Origin of the sequence: Sphingopyxis sp. J-6 (assembly GCF_046603995.1) — a bacterium.
In the GTDB taxonomy this organism is placed as follows: domain Bacteria; phylum Pseudomonadota; class Alphaproteobacteria; order Sphingomonadales; family Sphingomonadaceae; genus Sphingopyxis.
In genome coordinates, this window is record NZ_CP145810.1 from 3926879 (window position 1) to 3940158 (window position 13280).

Annotated in this window: 6 protein-coding genes; 1 reads left to right on the plus strand and 5 read right to left on the minus strand. The window is 65.2% G+C overall.

Annotated features, from left to right (window positions below; genetic code table 11):
• The first annotated feature begins 67 nt into the window (after positions 1–67).
• Positions 68–2161 carry a RelA/SpoT family protein gene (locus V6U71_RS18705; RefSeq protein ID WP_054731872.1) on the plus strand — a complete coding sequence of 698 codons (2094 nt, stop codon included), beginning with the start codon at positions 68–70 and terminating at the stop codon, positions 2159–2161.
• A gap of 46 nt (positions 2162–2207) precedes the next feature.
• Here V6U71_RS18705 and V6U71_RS18710 read toward each other — a convergent pair whose 3' ends face one another.
• Genes V6U71_RS18710 through gdhA form a run of 5 tightly spaced genes read right to left on the minus strand, consistent with a single transcriptional unit; the run spans position 2208 to position 13275 of the window.
• The gene (locus V6U71_RS18710; protein WP_411339850.1) at positions 2208–6509 is read right to left on the minus strand and encodes a hypothetical protein; all 4302 of its coding nucleotides are present in this window, start codon (positions 6507–6509) and stop codon (positions 2208–2210) included.
• Complete coding sequence (locus V6U71_RS18715; RefSeq protein ID WP_411339851.1) at positions 6510–8414, minus strand: hypothetical protein; 1905 nt, start codon at positions 8412–8414, stop codon at positions 6510–6512. It lies immediately after the preceding gene.
• 3 nt (positions 8415–8417) lie between these two features.
• Complete coding sequence (locus V6U71_RS18720; RefSeq protein WP_411339852.1) at positions 8418–10397, minus strand: heme-binding protein; 1980 nt, start codon at positions 10395–10397, stop codon at positions 8418–8420.
• 4 nt (positions 10398–10401) lie between these two features.
• Positions 10402–11859 (minus strand): multiheme c-type cytochrome, encoded by a 1458-nt coding sequence (locus tag V6U71_RS18725; RefSeq protein WP_411339853.1) that lies wholly within the window; start codon positions 11857–11859, stop codon positions 10402–10404.
• 60 nt (positions 11860–11919) lie between these two features.
• Positions 11920–13275, minus strand: a complete 1356-nt coding sequence (gene gdhA / locus V6U71_RS18730) for an NADP-specific glutamate dehydrogenase (RefSeq protein ID WP_054731875.1) — start codon at positions 13273–13275, stop codon at positions 11920–11922.
• Between the last annotated feature and the right edge of the window lie 5 nt (positions 13276–13280).

Here is a 13280-nt window from a genome sequence, read left to right on the forward strand (position 1 = left end):
CGCTTTGTGAGGATGTGCAAGTCATTTTCGCATTGCAATTGGGCTTACATGAACGACATTGAAGCAGATGCTGAGGCAATATGAACTTGTCGAGCGCGTGCGCGCCTATGATCCCGACGTCGACGAGGCGTTGCTCAACCGCGCTTATGTCTTCACCGTCCAGAAGCATGGCAGCCAGAAACGGGCTTCGGGCGACCCCTATTTCAGCCATCCGGTTGAAGTCGCGGGGATTTTAACCGACCTGCACCTCGACAGCGAGACGATCGTCACCGCACTGCTCCACGACACGCTCGAAGACACGCTGACGACGCCCGAGGAGATCGAGCGCCTGTTCGGGCGCGATGTCGGCCGGCTCGTCGACGGCGTGACGAAATTGAGCAAGATCGAGGCGCAGACCGAGAATGAGCGCGCCGCCGAAAATCTGCGCAAGTTCCTGCTCGCGATGTCGGACGACATCCGGGTGCTGCTCGTCAAGCTCGCCGACCGGCTGCACAACATGCGGACGCTCCACTTCATCCAGAGCCCCGAAAAGCGCCGCCGCATTGCCAAGGAGACGATGGATATCTATGCGCCGCTCGCCGAGCGGATCGGCATGTACGAATATATGCGCGAGATGCAGCTCCTTGCGTTCCGCGAGCTCGAGCCCGAGGCCTATGCGACGATCACCGGCCGCCTCGCCAAGCTGACCGCCGGCGGCAAGGACAAGGTCGCCGCGATCAGCCGCGAGTTCAAGGAGTTGCTCGCGAAAAACGGCATCGAGGCCGAGGTGTCGGGGCGCGAGAAGCATCCCTATTCGATCTGGCGCAAGATGCAGGAGCGGCACGTCAGCTTCGAACAGGTCACCGACATCATCGCCTTTCGCGTCATCACCCCGACCGACGCCGATTGCTATGCCGCGCTGGGCCTGTTCCACCGCAAGTGGAAAATGGTCCCCGGCCGGTTCAAGGATTATATCTCGACCCCAAAGCGCAACGGCTACAAGTCGCTGCACACGACGATCATGCATCAGCAGAATATGCGGATCGAAATCCAGATCCGCAGCCTCGGCATGCACCAGCAGTCCGAATTCGGGCTCGCCGCACACTGGGCGTACAAGCAGGGCGGCAGCACGCCCGACGGGCAGGCCGGGTGGATACGCGACCTCATCGAAATCCTCGAACAGACGCACGACCCGGAAGAGTTTCTCGAGAACACCCGGATCGCGATGTACCAGGATCGCATCTTCGCCTTCACTCCGAAAGGCAGCCTGCATCAGTTGCCGAAGGGCGCGACGCCGGTCGATTTCGCCTACGCCGTTCATACGGGCCTCGGCGACCGCACCGTCGGTGCCAAAGTCAACGGCCGCCTCGTGCCGCTACGCACCCAGCTCGCCAATGGCGACACCGTCGAGATTCTTTCGTCGGACAAGCAGACGCCCCAGCCCGCCTGGCTCGGCTTCGCGGTTACCGGCAAGGCGCGCGCCGCGATCCGCCGCCACGTCCGCTCAAAGGAAAAGGTCGAACTCGCCGCGCTCGGCCGCAAGATGTACGACGAGATTGTGGCAAGGCTGCCGAACAAGGTCGGCGACAAGGCGCGCGCCGCAGCGCTGACCCGGCTCAAGCTGGACGACGACAGCGCGCTCTATGTCGCGATCGCCAAGCAACGCCTGACCGACAATGCGGTGCTCGAAGCGCTCGTCCCCGGCATCACTGCCGAGATGAAGACCAAGCCCGGCAAGCTCGCGCAGGGCGCCGCGGTATCGATCGCCGGGCTCACACCGGGCGTCGCCTACCAGCTCGCCGATTGCTGCCACCCCGTGCCCGGCGACCGCATCGTCGGTCTCGCCCGGCCGGGCGAAGGGATCGAGGTCCATGTCATCGACTGCCCCAGCCTTGCCGACGGGGTCGATGCCGACTGGATCGACCTCAGATGGCAGGAGGATAGCGAGGGCGGCAATGCGCGGCTATGCGTCGTCATCCTCAACGAACCCGGCACCCTCGCCGAAATGTCGGGCATCCTCGCCGCCAATATGGCGAATATCACCAATTTGCGCCTGTCGAACCGCGAGGGCGGGTTCCACACCTACGATGTCGTCGTCGAGGTGCGCGACGTCCACCATGTGATGCGGATCCTGTCGGCGCTCCGCGCGTCGGACAATGTGGTGCAGGCCGAACGGCTCTAGCTCATCGTCCTTGCGAGCGGAGTTTAGCCCTCGCTAGGGCGGTGAACTAGTTCGGATAGGCCAGCGGCGGCCGCCAGCCGCTCTGATCGACCTCGTCGCGCACCTTGTATACGATGCCCTTGCTGTTCAGGAACAGCTTCTCCATCTCGCCGCGTGTGAACGGGCGCGACCCGACGCGGCCGAACACCGCCATCTGCCCGCCGGTCTCGTCGACCGCGCGGTCGCGATCGAGGCCCTTCGACAGCGCAAGCGCCGGCGACGGCGTTTTCGCCCAGGCGATCAGTTCGGGTGTCGGTTTCGGCGAGAAGCCATAGAGGCCCGGATTGTCGGGACTGGTGAGCTGGAGCACCTTGATACCGTTCCGGCCGTCGGCGACATAGGCGAAGAGCGAGGCGTTGGTCGATCCGACGATCACATCCTCGGCGTCGCTGAGCGCGCCGCCGAAATTGAGCCCCGGCCAGACGAGCGGCGCCGCCGGCCGCGTCACGTCGACGATGACCAGCCCGTCCGCCTTCGCCGCGACATACATATAGGTGCGCGCGACATAGATTTTGCGCGCATTCGCAAGCCGCACCGTGCCCGACGGCACCGCGATCGGCTGCGCAAGGTTGGTGACGTCGAACAGCTTCACCCCCTCGGCATCGGTGACCCATAGGTAGCGGAACTGCACCGCGCTGGCGCGTGCGTCGGTCAGCGGCAATTGCGCCGTGACCTTCGGCTGGAGCGGGGTGGTGAGGTCGAGCACGACGAGCCCGGCGTCGGTCGTGACATAGGCATAGCTGCCTGCGAGCGTCACATGCCGCGCCCCCGCCAGCACATTGCCCTCATTCCACGTCAGCGCGCGGGTGAACTTGTTGTTGCGGAATTCGCCGTCGGCGAGCGTGTCGATATCGACGAGCACCAGCCCTTCGACGCTGTCGGTGATCACCGCATAGCGATAGATGTCGTGCATCTTCTGCTCGTGGTTCTCGGGGAAATTCTTCACGATATTCTCGTTGCGCGACACGCTGATCGGCTGCGTCGTCGCGATCGCCATGCAGGTCGCGTTCTTCGTCTTCACATGCGTGTCGTGGCCGAGCGGCGAGAAAGGCGCGCGGACGATGCGTTCGGAGAAGCCCTTGTTGCCGATCGAGGCGACGTCATAGACGCGGAAACCGCCCTTGCCCTCTGCCACGAACATATATTCGCCGCGCTGCTGCAGGCAGTTCACCCGCCCGCTCGTGCCCTGGACGATATTGGCGAACTCTTCGAGCGCGTGGGTTTCGCCCGAGCCCTTTTTGTCGAAGGTCTTGCCGCGCACCCAGTTCTTGAGCTCGCGGCCGTTCTGTTCGACGTGCAGTTTCCAGTAATCGGGATAGGCATATTTCTGGAGATAGCTGCCGATCACCGCCTGCGGCTCGTCCCATTCGGTGACGCGCGTCGCCTGGAAGCCGCCTTCGAGCCCCGACCAGACGTTGAGCCCCACGAAGTTGACGAAATTGGTGCCGAGCAGGTTGAGCTGCGCCATGATCGCATTGTTGTCGTCGGCCGCCGACAAATGGCAGTCGGTGCATTGCTTGGTTTCAGAGCGGCGCACGGTATGCGGGAAATGCGGTGCGAAAGCCTGGCTCGAATAGCCCGCCGAGCTGATCGGCGGCTGCTGCACATAGATGCGCTCGCGGTTGATATTGGTCGATGACAGGACAAGCGCCGATGTCGATCGCACCGGGGTGATGATCCCGCGCACCTCGCCATCGGGGCCGGGTTCGCCGGGCTTGGTGAGCTGGTGCCGGCCGAGCTGGAACATCTCGTCGCGCGCCACCTGCGGGTTGTAGGTGGCGAAGTTGCGCGTCTCCTCGCCCTCGAAATGGTGCATCTTGGTCTTCCAGTTTGCCTCGATCGGCAAATGGCAGCCGCCGCAACTGGTGGTCCACGACAGGTGGCAGGTGAAGCAGGTCATCTTGTCGTCGCCGTGCGCGCGATCCTCCTTCGCCACCCCGGGACCCCAGGCAAAGCTGCCGTCCTCGGCGCCCGAACGCGCCATCAGCTTGGCGCGCGCCGCCTTGGCGTTGAAATGCGGCCCCGGCGTCACCGCCTGCTTGACGAGGCTGACCTGCCATTCGAGCTTGGGATCGACGATCGAGCGCTGGATCAGCCCGATCACCTCGGCATTGTCGTCATACTGGAATTCGAAGCGCCGCCGTCCGTCGGGGTTGCGCAGCAGCGCAAGGTTGGTGCCCTGCGGCCGCGCCGCGACGTTCGAGGTCAGAAGGTTCGGCAATGCGTCGGCGGTGCCGTGGCAATCCTTGCAGCTGATCTCGACCGCGTTCGCGACTTCGCCCTGGATATAGCCGTTGCCGTGGCTGTCCTGCGCAAAGTGGCAGTCGGCGCATTGCATGCCCTTTTCGGCGTGGATGTCCATCATATGGACCGCCTTGCCGGGGTTGATGCCGGGCGGCACGAACTTGCCCTCTACCCCCGGCTTGCCCGGATCGGCGCTCATCAGACAGAGGTCGCGCTGCTTCGGGTCGCTGTAATGGCTGCAGCTCTTGCGCCACTTTTCGGGATCCTTGGGATCGATGATATTCGCGGTGTCGGTGCCATAGGTCGACATATTGCCGTCGGCGGTCAGCAAATTGCCGTTGCGGTCACGCTTGAAGATGCCGCGGAAGTTCCAGCCATGCCCGTGATAGTCGGCGAACTGCGTATCCTTGTTCGTGTCGTTGACGTCATAGACGTCGCGGAGGAACTCGACGTCGGCCCAGAGGCCGCGCGCTGCCGCCGCCTCGGGATTGCGTTCGAGCACCTTGTGGACTTCGGCTGCGGTCGGATAGCGCTGCTGCTTGTATTTCTTCTGATATTCCTCGTCGCTCATTCCCGGCGGGCGCGGCGCGGTGTTGTCGGGGCCCGGCCACATCTGCGGCGCGTCCGATTCATAATCCCACATCGTGTAGCCGAGGTAGGAATTCAGGAAGATGTTCGGCTGGTGCATGTGGCAGCTCATGCACTGCGACGTCGGGATCGCGCGGGTGAATGTATGGCTGATCGGATGCCCCGATTCGCCGCGCGCCGGCGAACCGGGACGCGCCGGCACTTCGGGATCGGCGGGATCGATCAGCGTACCATGGCCACCCCCGGCCTGATGACCGTCGTCCGCCCCGTGCGCGTCGCCGCCATGGCCGTCACCGGCTTTCCGTTTCTTTTCGGCGATCGTCGGGTCGACCGTCGCGGTCTCGCCGTCGCGGCCGAACTTCGCATAGGTCAGGCTGTGCCGCGGCTCGCGGTCGTTGGCATAGACGACGTGGCAACCCGAACAGCCCGAATGGCGATAGTCGCCGGGCTGGTCGTTCGTCCCCATGAACCACATCAGCGGATCGTTGAGGCGCGTCTTGTGGATGTTGAGCACCGGGATCGAGACGCGCAGGCCGGTGCCGGGGCCACGGTTCGACTGTTTGAGGTCGGGGCGCCCCGGTTCCTCGAGCCGCTGGATGCTGCCCGTCGGGTTGGGCAGACCGATCTCGGGGAATTGCGTGTTGATGTTGCGCCCGCCGCGCTCGAAGACGCGGAAGACGTCGCCCGGCGGGATCACGCTCCAGCGCGGCAGCGGATACATTTTCGCCAGCGCGCCGCGCTTCTTCTCGTCCTCGGTCAAGATCTTGTCGGACGGGAAGCTCGGTTTGCACGCCTCCTTATATTCCTCGGCGGTCAGCCGTGACGACGGCGACAGGATACAGGCCGATTCGCCGGTGCGCGTATAAGCCTCGCCGAAAATGTAATTCTTATAGGGGACGATGCCGTTGTTATACGCCGCGCCGCCCCACAGCATCGCACCGGTCGACATCATCGACCGCTCGGTCGCCTCGATCACCTCGAGATGGCAGGCGCCGCACGCCTCGCGCGCGACGCGATAGTCGCTTGGGTTCACGAAACGGATGAACTCGGGCGATTCCTTGTTGAGCAGCGTATAGCTCCGCTCGGGGTTCGCCGAACTGTCGTGCCAGGCGCCGGGCAGCGTCGGCTGCGGATGCGCGAGCTTCATCGCGGCGAGATTATAGGGATTCTTGTAACCGAGTTCGGGCTTGCCGAAGGCGGCGGGCGTCGTCGCGTCGCCGCCATGGCAGTCGGTGCAGCCGAGCCGCACTGCGGGGGTCGTATGCATCGACGGCTGGTCGGTACGCGTGTGGCAGCTGTAACAACCCTCCGACTTCGCCGCGACATCGGCCTCGGTCTGCTCGCGCGGCGCCGGCGGGGTGAAGCGATATTCGATCTTGAGCGGCTTTTCCTCTTCGGACGCGCGCACGATGCTGGCACCGAAGGCCAAGGTCATCAACGCGAAGGCCAGAAAGGCGAAGAGTTTGCGTGCCACCATCTAGAAACTCACGATCACATTGGCGAGGATCGACAGATAGGCGTCGTCGCGCTGCTTGTTGTCGAACAGGTCCTTGAACCCCTTGCCGGGCAGGAGCACGGCCGCGCTCAAACGCCCGACGATATTCTGCGTCGCTTTCGGTCGCCAGATCGCCGCGAGCGACAGGTCCCAGCCGATGTCCTTCGGAATCGATCCCTCGCTGCGCAGCACCTGGAGCGACGACGTATTCTCGAACCACAAATGGTTGAGGTTGGTGCTGAGCCGGAATTCGGGCGTAAGGTCGAAATCAGCCCCGGCGCCGAGGAAGATGGTGCCCGGGTTGTTGAAGTTCGACTGCCCCTCTTCCTTCGATGAGCGGAGCGAGTTCAATATGCCGTTGCGCCCGTTGATCGAGATCACCCGCCCGCCGCCCGCGAACGGGATCGTCTGGCGGATCCAGTAGCTGGTGTCGGCGCCGCCGAAGATCGGATTTTCGAAGATTGCGTCGAAGCCGCCCTCGGTGTTGTTATAGGGGTCACCGTCGCCCGTCGCGTAAAGCCCCGACAGGCGGAAACGCATCCAGTCATGGTCGTAGCTGAGCTCGGCGGCGGCGAAACCCGCCCGGATCTCGGCGGGCTTGCTGGTGAAGAAGCTGTTCCGGTCCTCGCCGAGCGCAGCGTAAAAGCTCGCGGTCAGATTGATCCGCCCGATCCGGCCGTCGGCGCTGTAGCCCAGGTAAACGACATCATATTCGCGCCCGCGCAGGTCGCCGAGCAGCGCGGGCCGCACCGGGAACCCATTATGGTCGATCTGGATGTCGTTCTTTTCGCGGTTCATATTGTAGGTCACGCTGACCTGGCTGGTCAGCCCGACGAACGGGAAATCCTGGCGATAGAGATTGCCGGTGAAGATGAAGTCGCTGCGCGGCGTCTGGGTGATGTCGTTGAGACCGCTGTTGGTATCCTTCTCGAGCCGCCAGAAGGCCGCGAGATTATACTGGAAGCGGTTGTTGTCGCGGTTACCGAACAGCCGGATGCCGAGCTGGCTGTCGTTGAACAGGAAGCCACGGAAATCGCTCTGGAACGGCTGGATGCCGAGGCGGATCGAATAGAAATCATAGCGGTCGGACGTGTTGCCGAGATGCTTGTCGATGAAGGCTTCCTGCACCCCGATGAAATGATCGAAGCGATGGCTCGCCTTCGACGGGCGCACGTCGAGCACACGCCGTTCGGGCACGTCGACATAATTGGCCTGATAGGCGAGCGTCAGGCGATATTCGACGTCGGGCGGCTTGAACGCCGTCGACCCCTTGATCAGCGCGAAACCCGCGATGAAGGTCTGCGCGGCGACGAAGCTGCGGTTCTTGCCGAACACGTCGAGACTGCCCGGCCGCTCGGTGGTCTGGACGCCGTTGGGGATCGGGAAGGTCCGCGGTTCGAGCACCGAGTCCGAAACGAGATTGGCGACGAAGAACCAGTCGTCGCCCTTGATCGGCAGCCACTTGACCTTGCTGCGATCGATCGCGCGGTCGCCCTTCAGCACATTCTGGTGATAGGGGTCGAACCAGCGTTCCTTGACTACCCCCAGCGTCTCGATCAGCCGCCAGCGGTCGGGGACCGGCAACTGGTCCTCGATCCCCGGAAAGGCTTCGGGCGGCGGCGGTCGAAGCGCGCCGACATTGTCCTGCGTCAACTGGTCGGGCAGGTCGGGGGTATAACCGGGACGGCGGCGGCCTTCGATGATCTGGGTGACGAGGTCGTCGCCCATCACTTCTTTCCAATCGACCGGCGGCGGCGGCGGGGTCAGTTCGTCGAGCGCCGGTTCCTCGGCCGCGGGCGGTGCGGGCACGGGTTCGACCGCAGCCTCCGGCGCGCCCTGCGCCGCAAGGCTTGCGATGATCGGCCAAAGGCTGCCCCCCGCCATCATCGTCTATAGCCCGTCGCAGACATTTTGCTGCGCCGTGTCGAGGAAGGGCGCGAAGGGGCAACTGATATAGCGCAGCCGCACCCCGGCGCCGACGTTCACGACGATCGTGTCGGCACGGATCGCCTTCGGCGCGTTGCCGATGCCGCCGACCCGCGCGCCACCGTTATGCGTGCCCAAAAAGCTGATCATGTCGTCCTGGTCGATGCCGTCGCCCGACACCCCGATCGCCCCGACAAGGCGGTCGCCGCGATAGATGGGGACCGAGCCGGGAAAGATCTGGATGCCGTTCTGAAGCCGGTTCTGTCCCGCCGCGACGTCGGGCAGGGTCGTGCAACGCTGCGGTGTGTCGGTCGCGCTGCTGCCGCCGACGAAACCCAGATGCGCCCCCAGATTGCCGATGATCAGCGCCGATTGCAGCCCGGTCGAGAAGGGATTGAACTGCTGGATCGGACGCGACAGCGGCCCGTGCGGCCGTCCCACTTCGCCGTCGGGGAAATAGGGGCGCGACAGATTGCCGCCCGAGCGGTCGGCGAAGGCGATCTTGCCGGTGAGCGCGGTCGAATCACCCAGGAAAGTCCGCGTCGCAGGCACGAACTGGCGGACATCGGCGCTCGCGTTGGCGCTGAGTTCCGCGCCCGCCTGCGCGCCCGAGAAGAAGGCGGCGGTGCGCGCCTTCTGCAGGCTGACGTCGGTGCCGAAGATCGGCGCATCGGGCGAGCGGACGATGCCGAGCACCGAACCGTGCGTGTCGACGATGCTGATCGTCACCTGCGCGCGGCTGTCGAGCGGGCGGCGGATCTGCGCGCGGGCGCGGCTCATCACCGCGAAGGCTTCCTCGAGCACCGCGCGCGTTTCGGCGGCGGTGAGCGGTGCGCTGTTCGACGCGCCGTCGGTGCCGGCGCGGATCGGGTAGCGGTTGGTGCCGCTGCCGTTGGTCAGCACAAAGGCGTCGCGGTTCGAGAATTCGGCGCTGGTCGAGGCGCGGATTCCCGACGCCTCGCTGCCATAGGCGGTTCCCGCAATCACTGCGGCATTGGCATAGCCGGTGACCGCGATCAGGCTGCCAGCGCTGCCGTTGAGGCTCGCAAAGCTGGCGCCGCCGGCGCTCATCACCCCGGCAAAGGTCGCGTCGGAGAAGCGCAACGACGTCCCATCGACGGTAATCTTGTCGGCCGTGATGCTCGTCGGCGCTTGAAAGCCGCGCGTCCCCGCCAGCGCGATGAACTCCTCGGCATCATTGTCGATATCGAGCGTGTCGGGATCGCTGCCGTAGTCGCCGTCGCCCATCACCCCGATGCCGCCGACGAGCACGCCGTTCTTGTAGAGCGGCAGCCCGCCCGGATCGGCGGCGAGCCCGAGCGGCGAGCGCTTCGGCCCGATCAGCGCCGCCGAACCCGCGGCGCCGAAGCGGCTGCTCAAATCGCTGCACGGAAGCTGGCTGAACTGCACCCCGAACAAAGGCCCGCTCTCCAGACCGACGGTGGTCGGTGCGGGCGGAAAATGCTCCTGGACGATCTGGCTCGCGGTGCGGGTCGAAAAGGCGTTGCCGCCGCTCGACAGATAGGCGCCGGTGACCGCCTTGGCGATCGCCCCGGCCGCCGCCGGAAAGGGCACATTCTGCGCGTCGATATTGGCGCCGTTCGGCGCCGCGGCGGTCGTCGCGGTGGCGCGCGCGCCGTTCATCCGGAACACGGCGAGGACGTTGCCGACGCGGTCGGTCACCGCGATCACCGACGGCAGGCCGCGCGCCTGCGCCTCGGCGACCGCATTGGCCAGGATCTGCTGCACCTCGGTGACGCTCAGCGATTGCGCGGCGGGCGGGGTATAGAGGCCGCCCGGCGGCGGGGTCGGCGTCGGCGTCGGCGTGGGGGTCGGCGTCGGGGTGGGCGTCGGCGTGCCGCCGCCACCGCCGCACGAGGTCAGGAGCAGCGCGCCGATAGCCGCGAAGGTCGCCGAGCGGAACAGGGAGGATCGGGTTTTCATATCGTTAGCGCAAAGCCCTGATCGAGCGCACCGCGCTGCCGAGCGCGGTCTGGAAGTCGGCGGGTTTATAGGCGTTGGGATCCTTGACCGCGGTATAGGCACGATCGATGTCGCCGCGAATCCCGGCCGCTGCGCCGACGGTGACGCGCCCCGACGACACCATTGCATTGAGCAAGGTGTCGACGCCCATCACCGCCTGCTGCGAGCCCGAATAATCGGTGAAACGATCGCTGATCGCCTTCGCCGAGATCGCATCGACCATCGCAAAGGCGTCGGTCCCCGAAAAGCCGCGCGACGCGAACGCGCTCTTCAAGGCCGCGACCGTCTGCGACAGCTCCGCTGCCGCCTTGACCGCGCTCGCGCGGTCGGTCGCCATCGCCTTGTGAAAGGCGGCGGTGCGCGCCGCGAGCTGGTCGGCGAGCGCGGGCGATGCGAGCCGCGCCGCGGCGGCGAGCATGATCAGATTCTCGTCATTATAGGGCGGCATGCCTTCGGGCAGATTGCGCCCGGGGTTGCCGAGGCTCGTCTTCACCGGCTTCGCCTGATCGAAGATGCGACGGTGGCAGCTATGGCAATCGAGGAAGTAGAATTCGGGGAACATGCCCTCGGTCCCGCGCCGCGACTGGAACAGCGACAGGCTGCGCTCGATTGCGGTCGCCTGTCCGACCGCCCACATCTGGACATGGTCGGTGCGGCCCGCCGGGGCGCCGAACTTGCGCCAGCCGTAATCGGCATCCTCCTGATGATGCGCCTGCAGCGACGAGAAGAGGTCGAGTTCGAAGCTGATCCGCGGATGCCCCGCCGCCATGATGCGATGGGTGACAAACTGGCCCTCGCCGGCCGAGCCGAAATGGCAATCGACGCAGACCCCCGCGCGAACCACCGGGTCTTCCAGCTTTTTCAGCCCCGCCGACAGGTTGGCGAGATGCTTCTGGCGCATTTCGGCGTCGGGATCGGCGTTGGTGCCGACCCCGGCATAATGGCTGGCGATCCAGCCGCCTGCGGGGCCGTGGCACGATTCGCAGCCGACCCCGTCCTCGATCGGCACCGTGCCGCGCATCGCACCGCCCGCCGCGTCGATCGCGCCCTTGGTGCTGTGGCAGCCAAGGCACATCGGCGCCGTCGCCGCGTCGCCGATGCCGAGATTTTGCGCGATGAACCGGCTGCGGCTGTTGCTGAGCACCGCCCAGGCACGGCTGTGCGCGCCGCCGGGGGTCGATGGCTCCTGCCATTTCATCAGCTCGTCCTGGCGGACGACGGTCCCGTCGCCCTCCATCCGGCCGTGACAGGTCGATCCGGCGCACGAGGCGACGCCGGTATAGCGGGCGCCGCTTTCGCCCTGCGAACGCGCGGGCGGCGCGGCGACGACGGCGGCGAGCGCCAGCACGAACAGCATCGACGCGAGGGCGGCAAATGCCGCCCAAGGTCGATCGCCGCGCCCTGAACCCGCGTTCGTCGTCATCCGCAGTCCCCTTTGTCCCCGGCCCGACGCTTTTGCGCCTTGGCCCCTGATCTCACTAGCCTAAACCACCCCAAATGCCAGCATCGCGTCGGCGACTTTCTTGAAGCCCGCGATATTGGCGCCCTTCACATAATCGACATAACCGCCCCCCTGATCACCATAGGTCAGGCAGCGCGTGTGGATGCCGTCCATGATGTCCTTGAGCATCTGCTGCAGTTCGGCTTCGCTCCAGCTCCGGCGGCCGCTATTCTGGCTCATTTCCAGCCCCGAAACCGCAACACCGCCGGCATTGGCCGCCTTGCCCGGCGCGAACATGATCTTCGCGTCCTTGAAGACATGCACCCCGTCGAGGTTGGTCGGCATGTTGGCGCCCTCGCTGACCGCGATACAGCCGTTCGCGACCAGCGTCTTCGCATCCTCGCCGAGCAACTCGTTCTGCGTCGCACACGGCAGCGCGACGTCGCACTTCACCCCCCACGGCGTCTTGCCCGCGGTGAAGCTCGCGCCCTTGAACTCGTCGCAATATTCCTCGATCCGGCCGCGGCGGTGCGTCTTGTGCGTCTTCACCCAGTCGATCTTTTCCTGCGTAATGCCGTCGGGATCGTGGATGAAACCGCCCGAATCGGACAGGGTCAGCACCTTGCCGCCGAGCTGGACGATCTTTTCGGCCGCGTGCGTCGCGACATTGCCCGAGCCCGAGATGACGGCGGTCTTGCCGACCAGATCCTGCCCCTTCGCCGCCAGCATGTTGGCGAGGAAATAGACCGCGCCATAACCCGTCGCCTCGGTGCGGATCAGCGAGCCGCCCCATTCGAGACCCTTGCCGGTGAGCACCCCGGTGAATTCGTTGGTGATCCGCTTATACTGGCCGAACATGAAGCCGATTTCGCGCCCGCCGACTCCGATGTCGCCCGCCGGCACGTCGATGTCCGCGCCGATGTGGCGATAAAGCTCGGTCATGAAGCTCTGGCAGAAGCGCATGATCTCGCGCACGCTCTTGCCCTTGGGATTGAAGTTCGACCCGCCCTTGCCGCCGCCCATCGGCAGCCCGGTCAGCGCATTCTTGAACGTCTGTTCGAACGCGAGGAACTTGAGCACGCTTTCGGTGACCGACGGGTGGAAACGGATGCCGCCCTTGTACGGGCCGATGGCATTGTTGTTCTGGACCCGCCAGCCGCGCTGGACGCGGATATTGCCGTTATCGTCTTCCCAGCAGACGCGGAAGGACACGACCCGGTCGGGCTCGGCGATGCGCCGCAGGATCTGCTGCGCGTGATATTCTTCCTTGTCCTTGATGAAATCGAAGATGTCCTCGGCGACTTCCTGCACCGCCTGCGCAAACTCGGGCTGCCCCGGGTTGCGCTTTTTCACACCCTCCATGAACGTCGGAAAATCGACGTGATCCGATACTGCCATGCACC

Bases quoted from the DNA above. Each gene is read 5' to 3' on its own strand.
- V6U71_RS18705 (WP_054731872.1), top strand. From the start codon at position 68: ATGCTGAGGCAATATGAACTTGTCGAGCGCGTGCGCGCCTATGATCCC.
- V6U71_RS18710 (WP_411339850.1), bottom strand. From the start codon at position 6,509: ATGGTGGCACGCAAACTCTTCGCCTTTCTGGCCTTCGCGTTGATGACC.
- V6U71_RS18715 (WP_411339851.1), bottom strand. From the start codon at position 8,414: ATGATGGCGGGGGGCAGCCTTTGGCCGATCATCGCAAGCCTTGCGGCG.
- V6U71_RS18720 (WP_411339852.1), bottom strand. From the start codon at position 10,397: ATGAAAACCCGATCCTCCCTGTTCCGCTCGGCGACCTTCGCGGCTATC.
- V6U71_RS18725 (WP_411339853.1), bottom strand. From the start codon at position 11,859: ATGACGACGAACGCGGGTTCAGGGCGCGGCGATCGACCTTGGGCGGCA.
- gdhA (WP_054731875.1), bottom strand. From the start codon at position 13,275: ATGGCAGTATCGGATCACGTCGATTTTCCGACGTTCATGGAGGGTGTG.